Below are 20,421 nucleotides of genomic sequence, written 5' to 3' on the forward strand. Positions count from 1 at the left end.
ATACCACGCAAATTACAAAAACGACGGGAAATAACAATCTCGCTGTAAACACCTTGACAACGCACTAATCAACACTTTTAAGCGATTCGACCATGTCAATACGATTAAGTTTTGGCGTCATAACCAATAAAATAAGTCCGGTAAATACCAGCGTCAAGACAAAAGCGATCACAAAACTCTCAAGGTGAATAGTTCTACTGAACATGACATAATCAACCTCGGCAGTTGCCACTACAAAGCGTTCAAGATATACACCTACACCCAAACCAAATACGTCACCCAATAACGACAACAAAAATACTTCTCTAAAGATATACGCATATATTTCGCGCTTGGTAAAGCCCAAAACTTTAAGGCTTGCAATTTCGCGCAGGCGTTCCTCGATATTGATGTTGGTAAGGTTATACAAAACGATAAACGCCAATAAAACAGCAGAAATAATCAGAACTGCTACCACGTAATCAACCACCGAAATCATATTGCGGTATAAAGAAATGGTTTCGTCTGAAAACGCAACAAGCGAAACATCGTCACAACTGTGCAACTCACTGGCAATATTTTGTTGCTGTTCGCCAGGTTTAAGATCGGGCGCTTGAATAAAGAGCGTTTCATACATAACAGGTGACGACGAAATCTTGGCAAAAATTGTTGGTGCAATGTAAACGGTAGTGCCTACGTAATTTTCGCATATTCCCGTAATAGTAAGTTTATGGCCGGTGCCAACTGAATTCCCCACTTTATCGCGGTCGAAAAGTACGAGCGTATCGCCAACACGCAAGTGATGAAGTGTTGCCAGCTTTTCACTGATAACAACACTTGAGTCATCAAAGGGAACCTGCTTGCCACTGATTCGGTTTTTAAGCGTAATTGACTTATTAAAAATATCCAGCGACTGCGGAACAACAACATCTACATGCGTTGAAGAAAGCGTATCGTCTTCGCCTTTTGCTGCCATATGTGCTGTATGCACGCGATCGATATGCTCAATTTCTGGATGTTGGTTAAGTACGTCTTTAACATGCTGCACATCCAGATCGTTGGCATGATCATTTAAACCAACCGTCATCTGATAATGCGTAATATCTACGTACTGTTTGTTGATAATATCCCAAATGGCGTCATGTAAACCAAAGCCTACCAGCAATAAAGCGGTACAACCTGCAATGCCAATAACGGTCATAAACAAGCGTTTTTTATACAAAAAGAGATTTCTAAGCGTTACTTTCCATGAAAACGAAATGCGGCGCCATAAAGGACGAATACGTTCGAGAAGAATACGTTTTCCTGCCTTGGGAGCGCGCGGAAGCATAAGCGGAGCAGGCTGTTCGCGCAAACTTGAAAGCACCGAACAAATGGTTGCAATCAGCGTAATGCCTATACCCAATCCCGCAGAAAAGACTGCTACGTCGGCTTTTATGGGAAGCGGTGGCAGCAACAGTGGAATAGCATAAATCACTGAGTACGCCTTCATAATAATAAGTGGCAAAACTTGGCATAAAACGCCAACACCTAAAACAGAACCAATACCTGCGGCAAGTAAGGCGTATGTCAAATATTTTGTTGCAATTTGTATAGTAGAGTAACCCAATGCTTTATAGGTCCCAATAAGTATGCGCTCATCCTCTACCATGCGCGTCATAGTGGTAAGCGAAACAAGAGCTGCTACCAAAAAGAACATAAAGGGAAATACACGAGCTAACGCGTCCATGCGCTCGGTATCAGCATGGTAAATAGCGGCACCTTCGTGTTGAGACCTGTCTAAAATGTATATGTCGGGAATATCGGTTGTGTCAATAGTTTCTTGCGCATCATCGAGCTGCTTTTGAACGGTAGCAAATTTGTCATCGAGTTCTTGTTTGCGCTGTGCAAGCTCACGCGCGCCTTCATCATATTTCTTTTGACCTTCTTGCAGACGAGTGTATGATGCGTCAAGTTTTGCTTGCGCCTGCGCAAGCTCTTGCTCGGCGTGTGCCAATTTTTTATCTGCCACAGCGCGTTCATCTTGCAGTTTTGCTTTTGCTGCAATCAAAGCTTGTACCCCTGCAAGCTGCTGTTGCACACGTTGTATTTCCTCATAAGGAGCGCTCACGTGCTCACGAGCTGTTGCCATAATCGCTCGAGTTTTGTTGTGCTGGATAGATTGGCGATTGTCGCCTAATGTTGCTAATTGTTGGTTGCTGTTTGATCTTATGTGTTCAGGCGATTGTTCAGACGAATTTTCGTCTACAACACGATTGTCAACATTTTGCTGGTTCTGCTTTTCTTTAAGCGCCTGAAGATGGCTCTCTAAAATAGTTTGAGCTTGCTCAAGCGAAGAAACATCCATTCCCTGCGCACGAAGTGCTGATAACAAAGTTTCTTCTTGCGTGGCAACACGCGTTTGAGCTTGGGATAATTTGTTTTGCGACGCAGCTTTTTGTGATTCAAAAGCTTCTCGCGACGCTTTTAACTTGCTTGTACCTTGTGTGTATGTGCGCCATGAGTCCTGCAGCGTGCGATGTTTGCGCGCAAGCTCAGATTCGCCAGCCTCTAACTTTTCAAATGCTTCGTCTTTTTGCTGTTCAAACTCGGTCTTTTTTTCGTCAAGCTTGCTTTGTGCCAGCTCTTGCACCTCGTGCTGACGAAACACGCTCATACGATCCTTTTGTGCCTCGATGCGTTCTTTAGTAGCGCCTACGATGTTTTTGTATGCATCGCTATTACTTTGGACACTATCAGCACCCTCAACGCTTATATACAGCTCGGTATAGGGGAAATCCTGCTGAAATGTAGATGTTGGTACAAAAATATATTGATCAATAGAGCCCGAACCAATGGTTGTAGATCCAAAACTTCGCGTGTAGGGATATAAAGGCGAACTTATGGTACCAACCACACGTAAATGTTTGGTGGTAAAAATTTTATCAAGATCTTCGTTTGCCGAGGTAATGTCAACAATATCGCCTTCACTCAATTGTGCATGAGGAGCATATGCCGCAGCCAAACATTCGTCAGGTGATTGCGGAAGTCTTCCTGTTACCAATTGAAAGCGATTAAGAAAACCAAAAGAAGAATCCTTTGCAGCGTATGCATGTTCATCAATAAATTGCTGCGCCATATGGGTGTCAAACGAAGAAACGCGCACTGCTACCTGCGTATCATTCATACGCGCAATAGCGTCAACCGTATGATTGGGCATGCAAGCGCGCACGCCTTCTACATCGTCAAATTGATGAATATCGTCGTTAGAAAAACCAAGCGTTGAAATGAGGCGTATATCCCAAACGTGGTTATCGTCGTAATAGGTATCCATGGCCTGTCGCATGTCGGGGCCGGTCATCATAAGTCCAGCAAAGAAACCCGTGCCTAAGGCAACTATCGCAACAATAGCCAAAAAACGACTGAACGTGGTATGTATGGACCGCAAAGTTTGGTGAAGAAGCGGCGCAATTCTTTTGAGCACTTCATCACCTTACCATTCAACATCGAGAGCATCACGAGGGTGATCGTGTATTTCTATAGACTGCGCACTCCCCTCGTGAACATGAATAACGCGATGCGCGATTTCGGTAAACGCGCTGTTATGCGTAACAATGGCAACCGTTTTTCCTGTATTAATACAGGTGTCTTGTAACAATTTAAGAATCTGTTTGCCCGTTACATAATCAAGGGCACCCGTAGGTTCATCACATAAGAGCAGCTGAGGATTCTTGGCAAGCGCGCGGGCAATAGCCACACGCTGCTGCTCACCACCAGAAAGTTGCGCCGGAAAATTGTGCATACGTTTTTCGAGGCCAACTTGTTTGAGCACATCTGCAGCTGGTAAAGGATGTTTACAAATTTGACTGGCAAGCTCTACGTTTTCGAGTGCTGTGAGGTTTTGAACTAAATTGTAGAACTGAAACACAAAACCAATAGCATGCCTTCTATACAGAGTAAGCTCGCGCGCATTGAGTCCACTAATTTGTTTACCCGCAAGTAAAATGCTTCCCTCGGTTGGAGAATCCATGCCACCGAGCATATTCAAAACGGTTGTTTTACCTGCACCAGAAGCACCAACGATGACCACAAGCTCGCCTTGTTCCATAGTAAAGTTCATATGATGAACTGCATGAACTTCGCAATCGCCCATATGATAGGTTTTAGAAACATCTTTGAACTCAACAAATGCCACCGCGCACACTCCTTATGTGCTCAGCGTACACGCTTTGCTGCTTTATACAGCAAGCATACACACGCTCCCACCGAAGATAAACCTGTTAGTGCATATACACAATACCTTGCTTAACTTTTTCCACGGTATCGTGATCAGCTAATTCTTCAATAAGCGCCAATCCTAAATCAATGCACGTACCAAGCCCTTTACTGGTAAAAATGGTACCCGTTTTAACATAGCTATCTTGTACAACGTCAGCGCCAAACTCGCGCAAAACATCCTGAAAACCAGGATTAGACGTTGCACGCTTATTCTCAAGCAATCCCAAGCGGGCAAATACCGAAGGAGCAGCGCAAACTGCTGCCAAAAGCTTGCCCTGCTTGTGATGATTTACCACTGCGTCGCAGAGCTTTTTGTTTTCTTGCAGATTTGTAGTTCCTGGAAGGCCTCCGGGCAGGAAAAGTAAATCGTAATTATCAAACGAAAAATCTGGATCATCTAAGGCGTAATCACAGGTAAGCTCTACGTTATGAGAAGATACAACGCTACGCGTAGGTGCAACGGCAATTTTGTCGCACGCAATAGAGGCTCTAAATAACAAATCATAGATAACAAGTGCTTCGCATTCCTCGACACCTGGCGCCAAAAAGAGAGCTACACGCGGTTGAGTTTTTGACATATTGTCCTCCCATACTCTTAGTATAAAGGTGCGCATAAACAGACACGCGCATCTATTACACGCTCACTTGTCACAAACAAATAAACTCGTAACAAGTTTTATTTACCTCTATGGTATTACTCCAAATGAAGTTCGCGTCTAAACACAATTAGAATCCATATTGAAATCAAGGCTGCAATACCTGCCGAAACAGGAGCGTTAAGCCATAGCCCCAATAGGCCAAGCGGCTTAAGCGCAAACAGAACCGCAAGCGGCAACAACGTGACCATACAAAATGACAACAGTGACGCAAGTTTGGTTTTTTCGACCGCGGTAAGCAAGCTTCCACAGGCAAGCGGAAACCAGCGAAACACATATGAAAGCGCATAGAATCTAAATGCATCACGTGACATAACCAGTATGTCTTCTGAAACATCAACCATAAACAAACGTGTACATTCATCGGGAAACACTGCCATAATAGCGGCGAGCAGCAGCGCAATAGCACAGACCGTTGAAAATACGTACTTTTCTATCTGTTTAATACGATCGTAGCGGCGCGCTCCCCAGTTGTAGCCTACGGCAGGTTGCAAAGCGTCGCAGATTCCATAAATCAAAGGATAAATAAAACTTCCTGCAAAGATCAAAAAACCGTAGACCGATACAGCGGCAGTTCCTCCTGCTATCATCAACTCTACATTCAAGAAAATAACGGTCACACGCCCTGCTACGTCGTTTAAGAACGCAGGTGTTCCACTTTGAACAATTTCTTTAAGCAGCGCACACGAGAATTGAGGCTTAACAAATTGAAGCAACATTTTTTTGGCCATAAACGGAATGAGCGCACACAAAGAGCCCACGCTTATTGCAATTGAAAATGCAAGTGCTGCACCAAGGGTGCCTAAATGCCAAAAATAAAGCATAGAAAATTCTAAAACGCAGCCAAAAAGAGATGTAAACGCGTTAAGTGCAAAACTGCTTTTAACCTTGCCACATATACGTAGATAATTATCAACCGCAAACAAAATGGTGCCTAAGGGCGCAAACAGAGCAAACATCCGCAAATAATCGGCTGCCATATCACGCAGCGTTCCATATGCACCCATCAGTTCCATAAGCGCTGGCGCTAAAAACCAAAAGAGCGTACCAATGAGCGCACCGCCAGCTAAAATCATCAAAATACCGCAGGTAAAAATATTATTTGCGCAGCGCGTGTTTCCTTCACCTAAGCTAATTGAAATAGGAACAGACGAACCAACTCCCACCATATCGCCAAATGCAAACAGCATAATAACAAATGGCATGGCTAAATTGATTGCCGCAAACGCCTCTTCACCTAGAATCTGTCCTACAAAAATACCGTCAGCAATTTCGTAAATTGCCGAAGAAAGCATGCTCAAAGCTCCAGGAATTGCCGCAATGCAAAAGAGTTTCCACGGATGATAAGTAATAAAAAGCTCGTGCGACTTTTGAAAATTTTTGGAATTATACTCGTCTATCTCATTTTGCGCAAGTACGCTTTCCGTGAATGGCTGATCATCTATATTTTTTTCATGTGGATGTTTTGTATATAAGTCTTCACTCTGACCCTGCATTGTTTTAAAATCCTTTCGCACCTAGCATACGCGTTGTGCGGAACATGTGTTGTATATCTTATCTTAGTAATACGTTTACCTGTAATAAGTCTATCATGACTTGATAATTATTTGACAGACAAAAAATATTTGAACTTTTCTCATAAAAATTTTGTGTTTTTGTATACAATATATATTTAATCTGTCGGATTATGTTACTCACGATTTTACCATCAGAAAACTCATTTTCTAAAACCACTCGGCTATTGTGTGTAATATTGCAGTCGATTTTTGGTAAATTAAGTAGAGTTAAGTAACATACGAGCAAGGAGCGTGTCCAATGAAAGAGGCATGGCGTGGATTTACTGGTGGAGAGTGGACACATCTTATTGATGTTCGCGACTTCATCCAAAAAAACTACACTCCCTATGAAGGAGATGAATCGTTTTTAGCTGGTCCTACCGAAGCTACCACTAAGCTTTGGGCAGAAGTAATGGATTTATTCAAGCAAGAACGTGAACATGGTGGCGTTCTTGATATGGATACCAAGATTGTTTCTACTATTACCAGCCACCCAGCAGGATACATTGACAAACCATACGAGAAAATCGTTGGATTGCAAACAGACAAACCATTAAAACGTGCCTTAATGCCCAACGGTGGTATTCGTATGCCGGCGTCTGCCTGCAAAAGCTATGGTTACGAAGTAGATCCTGACTTAGTTAAGTTCTACACTGACCGTCGTAAGACTCACAATGCGGGCGTTTTTGATGTATACACGCCCGAGATGCGCGCTTGCCGTCACTCCCACATTATTACTGGTTTACCCGACGCATACGGCCGCGGTCGTATCATTGGCGATTATCGTCGTCTTGCGCTCTATGGTCTTGATCGTCTTATCGAAGAAAAAGAAGAAGAGAAGGCAAACACTCACACCACGATGGACGAGGAAACCATTCGTCACCGTGAGGAGCTTTCCGAGCAAATTCGCGCCCTTAAAGAAGTTAACGTTATGGCGGGAGAGTATGGATTTGATGTTTCAAAACCTGCTCAGAACTTCAAAGAAGCTGTTCAGTGGCTGTACTTTGCATACCTTGCATCGGTTAAGGAGCAAAATGGTGCTGCTATGTCGTTTGGTCGTACGTCAACGTTCCTCGATATTTATGCCCAACGCGACCTGCAAGAAGGTACCATTACCGAAAGCGAAGTTCAGGAAATTATCGACCACCTTGTTATGAAGCTTCGTATGGTTAAGTTTGCACGTACTCCCGAGTATAATGCACTCTTCTCAGGTGACCCACAATGGGTGACCGAGTCCATCGGTGGTATTGGTATAGACGGTCGTCCTATGGTTACCAAGAACTCCTTCCGTTTCTTGCACACACTTGAAAACATGGGAACAAGCCCCGAGCCAAACTTAACTGTTCTTTGGTCAACACGTCTTCCTGAGCCGTTCAAACGTTATTGCGCAAAGATTTCTATCACCACTTCGTCAATTCAATACGAAAACGATGACCTTATGCGTGTTTACCACGGCGATGATTATGCAATTGCTTGCTGCGTAAGCTCCATGGTCGTAGGTAAGGAAATGCAGTTCTTTGGTGCTCGTGCAAACCTTGCAAAGTGCTTGCTTTACGCCATCAATGGTGGTCGTGACGAAATTACTGGTGAGCAGATAGGACCTCGTTTCCGTCCTGTAGAAGGCGATTATCTGGACTACGATGACGTCATTCAAAAATACCGTGACATGGTTTACTGGTTGGTAAGCGTATACGTTAATGCTCTTAACGTTATTCACTACATGCACGATAAATATGCCTATGAGCGCATTCAAATGGCATTCCATGATGAACATATTCACCGTTGGTTTGCAACTGGTATTGCTGGGCTTTCGGTTGTTGCCGACTCACTTTCTGCAATCAAATATGCAAAAGTTAAAGTTATCCGCGATGAAACTGGCTTGGTTACCGACTTCAAGATCGAGGGCGACTATCCTAAGTATGGTAACGACGATGACCGTGTAGACAGCATTGCTCGCGATGTAGTTGAATACTTTATGAAACAAATACGTAAATTCAACTGCTACAGAAATGCAGTTTCTACAACTTCTGTATTAACTATTACATCTAATGTTGTATACGGCGAAAAAACGGGTAATACTCCTGATGGTCGTCGCGCAGGAACTCCATTTGCACCAGGAGCCAACCCCATGCACCAGCGTGATACGCACGGTGCGGTTGCATCTCTTGCATCTGTTTCTAAACTTCCCTTCCGTGATGCAGAGGATGGTATTTCAAATACCTTCTCTATTGTTCCAGCTGCTTTGGGTAAGAGCGGTAACGTCATGTTTGGTGAGTGCGACATGTGCGAGATGAAAGAGTTAGACGATGTTTCAAAGATCGACTTTAAGACGGTTGACTTTACCATCGAAAACAAACCTGATTGCGCATGTGCTGCAGACGCAAGTGCAAAAGAAGGATGCGAAGACAACAAATAAAGGGCGCACCGTGTAATCGGTGTACAAGAAAGGAGCGTTGCTATGGCAGCATCTACAGAGCAAGTCGACAACCTCGTCAGCATGATTGACGGATATGCCGAAAAAGGTGGACACCACCTGAACATCAACGTATTCAACAGAGACACTTTGCTTGACGCACAAGCTCACCCTGAGAAATACCCTCAGCTTACCATTCGTGTTTCTGGTTATGCCGTTAAGTTCACCACACTTACTAAACAGCAACAGGACGACGTTATTTCTCGTACGTTCCACGAAGCTCTTTAATAAGTCTAAACAAGAGATGTTTTTGTGGTAGCTCAAACCAACATAAACAAGACAGTGAACCCGCTCGAGGTAGTTGGGCGGGTTCACTCTCTAGAGACCATGGGTACCGTAGATGGCCCTGGTACTCGTATGGTTGTTTTTTGTCAAGGATGCCCATTTAGGTGCAAATATTGCCACAACCCCGAAACGTGGGCGTTTGACACAGGACAACGCATGAGTGTTGCTGAGTTAATGAAGGTTTATGACCGCAACCGTCCTTTTTATCGTCGTGGCGGTATTACGGCAAGTGGCGGCGAGCCTTTGGCTCAACCAAATTTTATTGCAGCACTTTTCAAAGCAGCGCACGAAGATCCTAAAGGTCGTATACATACCTGCTTGGATAGCTCGGGCGCTACTTTTAATCCACGTCATCCCGAATATGTGTCAGACTTGCTTGACCACACCGATATGGTTTTACTAGACATCAAGCACTCAGATCCTAAAGGCCATATGGAGCTGGTAAAGGGAACGTATTTGCGTCCGCGCGCGTTTGGTGATGAACTGTGCCGCAGACATATTCCTGTATTGATTCGTCACGTTGTAGTACCAGGTATTACCGATCAAGTGGACGAGCTTAAAGGCGTGGGCTACATTATCGCCGATTGGGATAATGTAGTTGGACTTGATTTATTGCCGTATCACAAGATGGGCGTACCAAAATACAAAGACCTCAATATTCCCTATCCACTTGAAGGCGTGCCCTCAATGGACGCTGCAAAAATACCGGAACTTAGAGATATTGTTATGAAAGCGCGTGCTGAGCGACTTATGGCGCGTAAAATGGCGCTTAGAGCAGCCCAGGCAGCGCAAGCGCAGGCACAAGCGCAAGCGCATATGCAGACGCAGCAAACGGCTTGTGTTGCAACAGGTGTTGCACAATAGAAATACCTAAACACGTTACGTAAAGATTTAGTAATACAACCATTAAAAAGCGTTTACCCTTGTTGTGAGGTAAACGCTTTAATTTGTACTTGTAACTCGTGTTTTAACTCGCGCCTTAATTTGTGCTTTTATCTCGGTCTTAAAATACAAGTATATCTACACTTAAGATAGCTTACAAGCGGTCTGCAATGTTATAAATTAAGCGAGCTGTTTTATCCCAACCCAAACAAGCGTCGGTGATAGATTTACCAAATACACCACCGTCAACAGGCTGATTGCCGTCTTCAAGGTAAGACTCCACCATAAAGCCCTTAAACAGACGTGCAATATCTTCGTTTCTATGTACGCTATCAAGCACTTCGTGAATAATACGAATTTGCTCAAGCGGACGTTTGCCCGAATTATCGTGGTTACAATCAATCACTACGGCAGGATTAGCATAGGTGTCTGCGGTGTAAAGCTCGCAAAGGCGCTCAAGATATTCATAGTGATAGTTGGGATAATTACGACCATCCAACCCCTGAAAACCGCGCAAAATAGCGTGTGCTAAAGGATTACCCGTTGCCTCAACTTCCCAATTTCTAAAAATAAATGTCTGAGGCTGTTGAGCTGCATAAACAGAATTAAGCATAACCGAACACGAACCACCAGTTGGATTCTTCATACCAACAGGAGTTGAAATTCCGGCTGACACTAAACGATGCTCTTGGTTTTCAACTGAGCGCGCACCAACTGCATTATATGCAATAACGTCTATAAGATATTGGTAGTTCTCGGGATACAGCATTTCGTCGGCAGTAAACATACCAGTTGTTTCTGCAACCTTGATATGCATATGGCGAATAGCTTTTACGCCACCTAATAGATCGGGCGCACCTAAGGGATCGGGATTATGCAACAAACCTTTATAGCCTGTTCCCTTGGTACGAGGCTTATTGGTATACACACGAGGAATGATAATGAGCTTGTCGCGCACTTCTTCGGCAACACGCGCTAGACGCTCAACATATTCCAAAACAGAGTCTTCTCTATCAGCAGAACACGGCCCTATAATGAGCAATTTTTTTTCACTTTTACCGCACAATACATCTGCTACGGCTGCATCAAATGCAGGCTTTTGAGCCGCAATTTGAGGGGCGAGCGGCATTTCTTCGCGAATTTCTTTGGGAATAGGTAAGCGTCGTTTAAAATTCATGGACATAGAAAAACTCCTTTGTGAGCGCGCGAACAGCTTTTGTAACACGCGCGTGCTGACGTGCTAACCTTATCTTGAGCGCGTAAAACGAAATAAAACAATATATACAGATTAAGATGAATAGTATGCTATGTCAAAATCAGATACAATAATTTAATGAAATGTTTTCTTAGAAACGGAGGCTATGATGGCATGTACCACCTTACTTGTTGGTAAAGATGCAAGTTTTGACGGGTCAACTATTATTGCACGTAACGAAGATTCTCCCAATGGCGAATTTTGTCCTAAAAACTTTACCGTTGTACAACCGCAGGATCAACCGCGTCACTACAAATCGGTGTTAACGCATTTTGAAATGGATCTGCCTGATAATCCTATGCGTTATACCGCGGTTCCCAATGCGCTTTCAAATGAGGGTATCTGGGCTGCAGCAGGTGTAAACGAAGCTAACGTAGCCATGACTGCCACCGAAACGCTTACATCCAACGAGCGCGTTTTAGGTGCTGATCCCTTGGTTTACTTTAAGAAGGCATGTGGTAAAGAAGGAGACGCTGATTATACGCCCGAAGTCCGCGGTGGTATTAGCGAAGAAGACATGGTTACGCTTGTTCTTCCCTATATTCACTCTGCGCGCGAAGGCGTAGAGCGCCTAGGTCATTTGCTTGAAACGTATGGTACCTACGAGATGAACGGTATTGCGTTTAGCGATACCGAAGAAATATGGTGGCTCGAAACCGTAGGTGGTCATCACTGGATCGCGCGTCGCGTGCCTGATGATGCCTATGTTACCATGCCAAACCAATTGGGAATTGACGAATTTGACCTTACCGATGCTTATGGTGAACAAAAGTCGTATATGTGTTCTGCGGATCTTAAAGACTGGATGGATACCTATCACCTTGATCTTACACTCAAAGACGACAACTTAGATGAATGTGCATGCTGCTGTGATGAAGATACCTGCGGCGATGAGTGCAACTGCAACGATGATTGCGACTGCGATGATAATGCATGCTGTGCCGATTGCTCTTGTGACAACAGCTGCGCCTGCAAGCACGAGATCTTTAATCCGCGCGATGCTTTCGGCAGCCATAGTGATGCCGACCACGTCTACAACACGCCACGCGCGTGGAGTATGCACAAATACTTTGTTCCGTCACTGTTTGCCGATCCTGCATGTGCTCCTTGGCAGCCCGAAAGTGACGATATTCCCTGGTGCCTTATCCCCGATCGCAAGATCACCATGGAAGATGTTAAATACTCGCTGTCGCTTCATTACCAAGGAACCGTTTTTGATCCATATTCAGCACAGGGAACAGCTGCAACTCGTTCTTTGTATCGCCCTATTGGTATTAACCGTAATAGCGAGCTTGCAGCACTGCAGCTGCGTGGATGGGCACCTCGGGGTTGCCAAGCACTTCAATGGATGGCGTATGGATCTAATGCCTTTAATGCGCTGGTACCTTTTTATGCAAATGTTAATAGCACACCTGAGTATCTTAATAACACCTGTGCACACGTTGATACCCAAAGTTTTTACTGGGCAAATCGCTTAATTGGAGCTTTGGCAGATGCTCACTTTAATGCATGCGCCAATCATATTGAGCATTATCAAGAAGCAGTTGGATCCCAAGGTTGGCGTTTAGTATTTCAATGTGATAAGCAGGTACAAGATCAAAAGCTCTCCTACGAAGCTTGCACAGACGTATTAGAAAAAACCAATCAGGCTATAGCCGATATGACCAAACAAGAAACCGATATAACCCTTGACAAGGTGTTATATAGCGCCTCTATGGGCATGAAAAACGGCTTTAACAGAAGCGACCATTAGTAAACGTGTAAAAAATAGCATGCATACCTGGTATGCATGCTATTGAATTTGTTATGCGTTAGATAAACCGTGTTATGAAAGAAGCGCGCGCAAAACATGCGCGTTTGTGCTTCTTGCGTCTGTGCGTCTTGCGAGTTTACGTGTTTATGCCTTTACGCGATTGCGGCTTTACGACTTTCCACTCTTGCGCCTACGCGCGCTTTACGCCCTTACGCCTGTACGACCTTTACGAAAGCGGTATCCCCATACACCAGCCCCAACGAGGCGTTGTAATAGAGCTATAATAGCTAATCCAACGATCCAAAGACCACGTTGCAACAGAGCCTATGTTGTGGCGAACTTCTCCGTTTCCAACATAAATACCTATGTGGCCATAAATTCTACCAGCGGGCGTTCCTGCATGAGCAGGAACAGCAATAATCATCCCCGGTTTGAGCTCACTCTTGTTGGAGCTATGGCACCAAGCATAATACATATCGCAAGCATCACCTGAAGGATAGCCCAATCCCGCTGCCGAGAAAACCTGAGAAACCCACATAGCACACAAGCCATAACCCGGAGAAGCTACTCGACCTGCACACGAAATAACTGCCTTTTGGCTCCCCGATAAATTAGGACTTAAATTGACCTCACCAGATACTTCACTTAACGTATAGGTTCGTTTTCCTGAACGAGCAGCTGCAGCTTGAGCCTCTTGAAGCGCGCGCTGCTGTGCAGCCGCTTGAAGTTCAGCATCGCGTTTTGCCATAAGATCTTTTACATCCTGAGAAAGACCATCCAACACACGTTTAGACTCATCTTGCTTGGCGGTCATTTGTGTAAGCTCTTTATCTTGTTCTTCCTTAAGCTGTTCAAGAGCCGCTTTGTGGCTTTCAAGACTGCTCTTTTTATCATCAAGCTCATGTTTTACACGATTGACTTCTTCTATCATCGTTCGATCTTTTTCAGAAATTTTATCAAGATAATAAATGTTAGAAGAAAGCTCTTCGAGCGACGACGAAGAAAAGAGCACCGATAAAAATCCATCTATGCCAGACTTATATGCACTTGAAACACGTTTTGAAAGCGCACTCTTTTTTGCATCAAGCTCTTGCTGTTTTTTATCGATCTGATCTTGCGTAGAGGCTATTTGTGTCTGCGCATCTTCTATTTGCTCACATGTTTTTTCCTGCTCGCCCACGAGCTTTTCGTATTGGGAAGCAATGGTATCGAGTTGTTTTTGAACTTCGTCGAGCTTTTTTTGAGCAGCATCTAAGTCATCTTGTGTGTCAGCAAACGCAATCTGAGCAGGCATAGCCGCAAGAGCTGCGGTTATAGAAAACAGCTGCAAAATTTCTCGCCGTGTAAACGTTTTGATAGCCAAGTTCCAACTCCTTAGTTGTATTTATGCTACGATGTCTCGTAGGAGCTTGTTATCGAATATGTACAGATATTCTAACACAACTACATACCCAAATTTATAGATTCACAATACCTTACAACTGTATATGGAGAATATAGTACATATCAAAGCTTGCGCATTCTTATACTATTTTGCACGGCGCTCTACGATTTTAAGAAAACACACGCCAATGGCTATAAATATCAAGGTAAATACGCACACAAAATAAAAAACTCCTATACCTAATGTGTAGGTATTTGCTGTGGTTACATCAATGCCAAACCATCCACATGGCGCACCAAAATTTAAAAAATTATATGGTGCAAGCATAACGGTTTTCCAGCGCACACCAAATACAAGCGACAACACGCATACATATCCGATATAAACAAAGGGTGGAAGCAATGCCCAAAACACATCGTGAGTCTGCGGCTTAAAGCCATGATCGAATAACAAAAAATCTGCTATAGCACACAGAGGGGCAATAAAATGGGTGCAGAGTGACGAAGCATGATTATTAAGATATGCGCCCACAAAACCAGCATCCGATGTTGGAGCCAAAAAGCACAGATAGAGCAAAAATGTAATAGTGATTGCCAGAGTTGCCATATATTTCACGCGGTACCACGCTTGTGTAGAAAGCGTTTGTGGTATGAAAAAGCGCAAACCACCTGAAGTATGTTCTGCCAATGCACCTCTTACATGCGCATGGTCACCGTAGTCGAGCGCGCAAATTAACTTACCCACCAGTGCATACAACAAAATACCTGCTATAACAAGATTGGATAAGTTTGTAAAATACGTAAACGAAAACAAGCCTTCCCAGTGAACCGCCATTCCATAAAACGCAGCTATCACGCCAATGATTTTAATCAGTATCTCGGGGCTTAAGATATGTATAGGTTTGTGAAGCGTCGCATTATGCGGTGTTGTATTGTGCAGTGTTGAATCCATTACAACTCCTTTGTTCAAATGTAAAAGTGAACATAAGGATAGTCATATTAGTTAATATTATCAACTATTTTTTCGTATCTAATGCGAAGCTTCTAGTATCTGGGGGGCAATTTTTGATATCTAAAGCGCAATCAAATTGCTCCTCCACTTAAAATATTTGCACAAGCGCAATATACACATAGTTTAAGAAGGGCGTATACATAACCATATACCACGCAAACACAATAGAAGGAGCCCATGGAAATGTTTTCTGCCTAATGAGCGCAGCATGACACAGACCGCCTATACACGCAATAACCAACATAACCAAAAAGGACAACGGTGTCATATACAAAGACAATACAAGTAAAAGTTTTATATCGCCAGCGCCTATCAGCGGTGCCGCATTTGCGTCGTGATTTGCATAAGCAAATACAAACCAAATAATACACAAGATAAAACATATAAAGGGGGCGCTATCATATGTCAAAAGCGAGCAGCTCAGATGCGCAAAAAATACCCCGATACAAGCAGGTATAACAAGCAACGTATGCGGAATAACGCGATACTTGTTATCAACCAAAGCACATGCAACCAAACACAAAGTTGTAAGTGCGTTGAGCGCAAAATACCAGGTAAATGCCCATAAAAAATAAAGCCACCCAAGTAAGCACGCAAGGGTTATGCCTACGCCTACGCGCATGCGGGCAGATGAAGAACGGTAGATATCTAAAAGCTCACTCACAGCAATTTCCTAACTCTATACATGTTTACCTGCTGTTATACCTGCTGTTATTACACTCTCATCTCGTAAAATTAAACATCCGTATGACTATGGCGCGATTTCTAGATGAACAAAACGCAGTTACAAACGACGTCCATATAAGTAAATAACGCTATTTCCTCTATCGCCCGAGGTTCCCTGTTTTTCCTGAATACAGTTAAGCCCGCGGTGCTCAAAGAAATCAATGTCAGATTCCGAACTTACAATAAGGAAAAAGCCACGAGCACCAGCATCTTTAAAGCGTGTTGTCATATCGTCAAACAATCGCGAGCCGACACCTTTGCCCATGTGATTAGGATCTACAATCAATAAGTTAATTTCTGCTTCGGAATTAGCATAACCAAGCGAGATAAAAACATCCGCCGTTGTGTAACTTCTTAAACGACTAAAAAGACGATCCTCAACTTTTACGCCACCACGGCGTGCGCGGTCGCGCGCAATTACCATAATGTCTTCAAAGCGACGATGCCAAAAGGAGTTTTGTGAAATGCTTCTATTGCTACTTAATCCACCAAAGCATACGCCGATAACACTGCCGTTTTCTTCGGCAACCATCGTGTACACCGAACGCTGTAACGCACCAGCAGTAAGCACGCGTCCAAAAATAATACGGTCATATGCACCTGTAATATCACTGCACCATTTTCTGACGCACAGATTAACAACTTCATCAAAGTCAATATCCTTAAAAGGGCGAATGATAATCGAGGTATCAAGTTGTGACATAACCTGTCCTTTGAGTATGAGCCAATATGCAATAAGAAGCAAATATTAAGTATATTACAAGTAAATATGAATATTCACAAAGCTTTTATATTGATTGCGGTGTCCACCGTGCAAGAAAATGCACTGCCTATTTGATAATGCTTACCAACTCATTCAGGCTTTTACGCTCTTCATGACGCGCGGATGGCACACCTTGAGGTGATGGATAACCAATCTCAAGCATTGCAAGCATGCGATAGTCTTTCATCTCTTCAAAAGAATCAGCCAGCACTTTGGGATCAAAATATCCTACCCACGTGCTATATAACCCTAAGTCTTGAGCTTCAAGCATCATATGAGTTGTCACAATAGCGCCGTCTACATCAACAAAATCATGCTCATCGCAGCGACGTGTCCAACCGCTTCCGGGCTTTACCCCCACAGCTATAATCAACGGTGCGTCAAAATTAAAACGCGTAGCTTCGTATGCACGGCTAAGAGCCTTAGCACCTTGTATCACCCAAGCGCGCCAAGGTTGTCTGTTAACACAGGTGGGCGCTACCTGCCCAGCTTGCAATATTTTTGTTATCTTTTCACTCTCAACAGGTTTTGAGTCAAAACTTCTGCACGAATACCGAGCTCGCGCTAATTCAAGAAACGACTGCATAGCTGCTCCTTAACACAAAGGAGTGCTCAAGGCACTCCTTTGCACCGCACTGTTATAAAGCGTGAACATCCTCGGACGAAAACTTAATAAACGCTTTTTCTCCCACTTCATAAATGCGTTTGTTCTTGGGATTGAATTCTGTAATCTTTACCAGCGTATCACCACACATCACATGGTAATTTTGATAATGACCCATAAAACGGGAAAGAATTACTTCGCATGGAAGCACGCCTTCATCGGCTACATGCACCGATTCGGGGCGTAATACCAGCGTAATCTCGTCGTCTACGTGCTTACCATTAAGATCGGCAATTTTTACTGGTGAGCCCTCTATAACCGCAACACCTGTCTGATCCTGGGCTTCGGTTACCTTACCGTGTAAGAAGTTAGACTCACCGATAAAGTCGGCAACAAATTCATCGCACGGGCGGTGATAAATGGTACGTGGATCTCCAATTTGATCAACAATGCCTTTTTTCATAACAATAATTTTGTCTGAAAGCGCCATAGCTTCGGACTGGTCATGAGTAACGTAAATTGCGGTAATTCCTGCTTCTTGTTGAATACGACGGATTTCGGTACGCATATCAACACGAAGTTTTGCGTCCAAGTTAGACAGCGGCTCGTCAAACAAAAGAACACCAGGCTCAATTACAAGCGCACGAGCAAGGGCAACGCGCTGCTGCTGACCACCAGAAAGCTGATTAGTTTTGCGGTCTTCCATGCCTTCAAGACCCACGAGGGATAAAATGTGCTCAACTTTGGCTTTAATGGTTTCTTTGTCCATATTTCTAAGCTTTAAGCCATAGGCAACATTGTCAAAAATGTTGTAATGTGGCAAAAGCGCATAGCTTTGGAATACCATAGCAGTATCGCGTTTATTAGGCGTAAGCTCGTTAATAGGCTCATCTGCTAAGAATATCTCGCCTTCATCGGGCGATTCAAAACCGGCAATCATACGCAAGATGGTTGTTTTACCACAACCCGAAGGACCAAGAAGCGTTACAAATTCTCCTGGTTCAATGGTAATATTTGCATCATGAACTGCATAAAAGTCTTTATGCGTTTTTGGATCTTGATAAATCTTTGAAACATGTTCAAGACGAACACCTTTTTTCTCTTTAGCCATCATATACTCCTTGTTAATCTCTTGTAGATGCACTTGTACCAAAGAACTTGATGGCAATATTCATCAAGAGCACTGCACCATAGGTAATAAGTATCAAAATTGTGGCAAACGCACATGCAATACCATATGCGCCTTTTTCGGCAAATTCGTTAATCTGCACGGTAATAAGCAAAAATTGAGGTGTAACTAACAAAATGATGGCCGAAATTGCGGTAATTGAACGCACGAACGCTGTAACCAAACCACTAAGGAACGAGTCTTTAATAAGAGGCAACGTAACCGTCATAAATACATGGAAACTGTTTGCACCCATGTCATAAGCAGATTCCTCAATAGATTTGTCTATTTGTCGAAGTGCAGAGATACCAGAGCGAGTTCCGGTAGGAAGTGAACGCACAACAAATACGATGATGAGGATTGCAGCGCTACCATAAAGCCCTTGCATAACGCCTGTATGGAAAAGTCCGCCAGAAAAACCACGAATATATCCAACACCTAATACCGTACCAGGTACCGCCATAGCCAGCATAGATGCTGCTTCGATAAAGCCTTTAAGTGCAAATTTACGCTTTACAACCAAATACGAGATGATCATAGACAAAAGCGCCGTAATTGGAGAAGCAATGAGCGACAAAACAAACGAGTCTCTAAACGCCTGAAAACCGTGGTGAAGCTTAAATACCTGTTCAAACCACTTAGTAGTAAGCGAAAAATCATAACCCCAGGTTTTGAACAATGCACCAAACGGTACGCATATATACATCATGATAACAAAGCATGCAAGCAAACCGCATAACAAGGTCAGCGGTAGGCGAACCGAAAGGTCGGAAATAAGCATACGGCCGCGGCTTGCCTTACCAGTAAGCGTTGCCGTGCTTTTTGCCTCAAGAATATATTTTTGTACCACAAACATGGCAAGCGTAATACCAAGCAATACAACTGCCATTGCTGCAGCACCCTGTTTATCGTATGCACCCGTAATTTGAAGGTAGATAGATGTTGCAAGTGTGTCGTAAGAACCACCAATAAGCATGGGGTTTGCAAAGTCGGCAATTGACTCAATAAAGGTAACCAAAAATGCATTACCTAAACCAGGCAAAATAAGCGGAAGCGTAACCGAGGTAAAAACTTTCCAACGAGAAGCTCCCATATCACGAGCTGCTTCTTCAAGAGAAGGATCAATGTTTTTGAGCAGTCCTCTAAACATCATGTAGCACACGGGGAAAAAGGTAAGCGTTTGTACAAGCGCAATGCCCCAAAAACCATAGACGTTATTGTCGTAAATGCCCAATAAGTGCCTAGTAATAATGCCCGCTTTACCAAACAGCATGATAACTGACAAAGACAATACAAACGGAGGTGAAACAACAGGCAACATAGAAACAATCTTAAACAGTCCGCTAATAAAGCGACTTTTAAGCTTAACGTACACCTCTACATACGCAAAAAGCAGACCAATAAACGTTGCAATAATACCTACAAAAAATCCTACATTCAGTGTGTTAATGATAGCGGTTTCAAACGTAGGCATAGCTAAAACACGCGCAAATACATCAAGCGTTGGACCGTGTTCGCCTACAATGCTATCAACCATTAAGATAGCAAGTGGGTACAAAATAAACAGCACAAGTGCTGCTACCAGTACGATAATAGTTGATACCAAGATAGGATCGGCTAAAAGCTTTTTACGATCAAGCTGCGCACTTTGACTTGTTGCCATAACACC

The 20,421-nt window shown here is 43.6% G+C and carries 16 protein-coding genes; 4 read left to right on the top strand and 12 right to left on the bottom strand.

Annotated elements, in window-relative coordinates:
* Nucleotides 1–64: 64 nt before the first annotated feature.
* The 4 genes from AC5GD6_RS01455 to AC5GD6_RS01470 form a co-directional block, all read right to left on the bottom strand.
* Nucleotides 65–3,442, bottom strand: coding sequence for an ABC transporter permease (locus AC5GD6_RS01455; protein ID WP_491846081.1), 3,378 nt, complete (start codon nucleotides 3,440–3,442; stop codon nucleotides 65–67).
* A 9-nt stretch (nucleotides 3,443–3,451) separates the two neighbouring features.
* Entirely contained in the window at nucleotides 3,452–4,153 is a 702-nt protein-coding gene (locus AC5GD6_RS01460; RefSeq protein ID WP_006302124.1) for an ABC transporter ATP-binding protein, read from the bottom strand.
* 85 nt (nucleotides 4,154–4,238) lie between these two features.
* Nucleotides 4,239–4,814 carry a DJ-1 family glyoxalase III gene (locus AC5GD6_RS01465; RefSeq protein ID WP_464360955.1) on the bottom strand — a complete coding sequence of 192 codons (576 nt, stop codon included), beginning with the start codon at nucleotides 4,812–4,814 and terminating at the stop codon, nucleotides 4,239–4,241.
* A 116-nt stretch (nucleotides 4,815–4,930) separates the two neighbouring features.
* Nucleotides 4,931–6,388 carry an MATE family efflux transporter gene (locus tag AC5GD6_RS01470; protein WP_491846082.1) on the bottom strand — a complete coding sequence of 486 codons (1,458 nt, stop codon included), beginning with the start codon at nucleotides 6,386–6,388 and terminating at the stop codon, nucleotides 4,931–4,933.
* 319 nt (nucleotides 6,389–6,707) lie between these two features.
* Between AC5GD6_RS01470 and pflB the strand changes: the two genes are divergently transcribed.
* From pflB to pflA, 3 genes are read left to right on the top strand one after another with little or no spacing between them, the layout of a single operon-like run.
* Nucleotides 6,708–8,864 carry a formate C-acetyltransferase gene (gene pflB / locus AC5GD6_RS01475; RefSeq protein WP_491846083.1) on the top strand — a complete coding sequence of 719 codons (2,157 nt, stop codon included), beginning with the start codon at nucleotides 6,708–6,710 and terminating at the stop codon, nucleotides 8,862–8,864.
* A 15-nt stretch (nucleotides 8,865–8,879) separates the two neighbouring features.
* Nucleotides 8,880–9,149: an autonomous glycyl radical cofactor GrcA3 gene (gene grcA3, locus AC5GD6_RS01480; protein ID WP_371440744.1), complete on the top strand. Its 270-nt coding sequence runs from the start codon at nucleotides 8,880–8,882 to the stop codon at nucleotides 9,147–9,149.
* A 24-nt stretch (nucleotides 9,150–9,173) separates the two neighbouring features.
* Nucleotides 9,174–10,070 (top strand): pyruvate formate-lyase-activating protein, encoded by an 897-nt coding sequence (gene pflA / locus AC5GD6_RS01485; protein ID WP_491846084.1) that lies wholly within the window; start codon nucleotides 9,174–9,176, stop codon nucleotides 10,068–10,070.
* A 172-nt stretch (nucleotides 10,071–10,242) separates the two neighbouring features.
* Here pflA and AC5GD6_RS01490 read toward each other — a convergent pair whose 3' ends face one another.
* On the bottom strand, nucleotides 10,243–11,271 hold the full coding sequence (locus AC5GD6_RS01490; RefSeq protein WP_276770118.1) for a 3-deoxy-7-phosphoheptulonate synthase: 1,029 nt from the start codon (nucleotides 11,269–11,271) through the stop codon (nucleotides 10,243–10,245).
* A gap of 181 nt (nucleotides 11,272–11,452) precedes the next feature.
* Here AC5GD6_RS01490 and AC5GD6_RS01495 point away from each other — a divergent pair, with 181 nt between their 5' ends.
* Nucleotides 11,453–13,096 (top strand): C69 family dipeptidase, encoded by a 1,644-nt coding sequence (locus AC5GD6_RS01495; RefSeq protein ID WP_491846098.1) that lies wholly within the window; start codon nucleotides 11,453–11,455, stop codon nucleotides 13,094–13,096.
* Between the two features lie 226 nt (nucleotides 13,097–13,322).
* Here the strand turns inward: AC5GD6_RS01495 and AC5GD6_RS01500 are convergent, their stop codons facing one another.
* The 7 genes from AC5GD6_RS01500 to AC5GD6_RS01530 form a co-directional block, all read right to left on the bottom strand.
* Nucleotides 13,323–14,459 carry a coiled-coil domain-containing protein gene (locus AC5GD6_RS01500; RefSeq protein ID WP_491846085.1) on the bottom strand — a complete coding sequence of 379 codons (1,137 nt, stop codon included), beginning with the start codon at nucleotides 14,457–14,459 and terminating at the stop codon, nucleotides 13,323–13,325.
* Nucleotides 14,460–14,624: 165 nt separating this feature from the next.
* On the bottom strand, nucleotides 14,625–15,431 hold the full coding sequence (locus tag AC5GD6_RS01505; RefSeq protein ID WP_491846086.1) for a hypothetical protein: 807 nt from the start codon (nucleotides 15,429–15,431) through the stop codon (nucleotides 14,625–14,627).
* Nucleotides 15,432–15,579: 148 nt separating this feature from the next.
* Nucleotides 15,580–16,155 carry a prepilin peptidase gene (locus tag AC5GD6_RS01510; protein WP_491846087.1) on the bottom strand — a complete coding sequence of 192 codons (576 nt, stop codon included), beginning with the start codon at nucleotides 16,153–16,155 and terminating at the stop codon, nucleotides 15,580–15,582.
* A 120-nt stretch (nucleotides 16,156–16,275) separates the two neighbouring features.
* Entirely contained in the window at nucleotides 16,276–16,920 is a 645-nt protein-coding gene (locus tag AC5GD6_RS01515) for a GNAT family N-acetyltransferase (protein WP_010240849.1), read from the bottom strand.
* A gap of 127 nt (nucleotides 16,921–17,047) precedes the next feature.
* Nucleotides 17,048–17,566: a nitroreductase family protein gene (locus AC5GD6_RS01520; RefSeq protein WP_491846088.1), complete on the bottom strand. Its 519-nt coding sequence runs from the start codon at nucleotides 17,564–17,566 to the stop codon at nucleotides 17,048–17,050.
* Nucleotides 17,567–17,618: 52 nt separating this feature from the next.
* Nucleotides 17,619–18,695 carry an ABC transporter ATP-binding protein gene (locus tag AC5GD6_RS01525; protein WP_303871515.1) on the bottom strand — a complete coding sequence of 359 codons (1,077 nt, stop codon included), beginning with the start codon at nucleotides 18,693–18,695 and terminating at the stop codon, nucleotides 17,619–17,621.
* Nucleotides 18,696–18,708: 13 nt separating this feature from the next.
* Entirely contained in the window at nucleotides 18,709–20,415 is a 1,707-nt protein-coding gene (locus AC5GD6_RS01530; RefSeq protein WP_048597052.1) for an ABC transporter permease, read from the bottom strand.
* Nucleotides 20,416–20,421 lie beyond the last annotated feature (6 nt).

Source organism: Fannyhessea sp., from assembly GCF_986145555.1.

Bases quoted from the DNA above. Each gene is read 5' to 3' on its own strand.
- AC5GD6_RS01465 (WP_464360955.1), bottom strand. From the start codon at position 4,814: ATGTCAAAAACTCAACCGCGTGTAGCTCTCTTTTTGGCGCCAGGTGTC.
- AC5GD6_RS01470 (WP_491846082.1), bottom strand. From the start codon at position 6,388: ATGCAGGGTCAGAGTGAAGACTTATATACAAAACATCCACATGAAAAA.
- pflB (WP_491846083.1), top strand. From the start codon at position 6,708: ATGAAAGAGGCATGGCGTGGATTTACTGGTGGAGAGTGGACACATCTT.
- AC5GD6_RS01490 (WP_276770118.1), bottom strand. From the start codon at position 11,271: ATGTCCATGAATTTTAAACGACGCTTACCTATTCCCAAAGAAATTCGC.
- AC5GD6_RS01495 (WP_491846098.1), top strand. From the start codon at position 11,453: ATGGCATGTACCACCTTACTTGTTGGTAAAGATGCAAGTTTTGACGGG.
- AC5GD6_RS01505 (WP_491846086.1), bottom strand. From the start codon at position 15,431: ATGGATTCAACACTGCACAATACAACACCGCATAATGCGACGCTTCAC.
- AC5GD6_RS01515 (WP_010240849.1), bottom strand. From the start codon at position 16,920: ATGTCACAACTTGATACCTCGATTATCATTCGCCCTTTTAAGGATATT.
- AC5GD6_RS01520 (WP_491846088.1), bottom strand. From the start codon at position 17,566: ATGCAGTCGTTTCTTGAATTAGCGCGAGCTCGGTATTCGTGCAGAAGT.
- AC5GD6_RS01525 (WP_303871515.1), bottom strand. From the start codon at position 18,695: ATGGCTAAAGAGAAAAAAGGTGTTCGTCTTGAACATGTTTCAAAGATT.
- AC5GD6_RS01530 (WP_048597052.1), bottom strand. From the start codon at position 20,415: ATGGCAACAAGTCAAAGTGCGCAGCTTGATCGTAAAAAGCTTTTAGCC.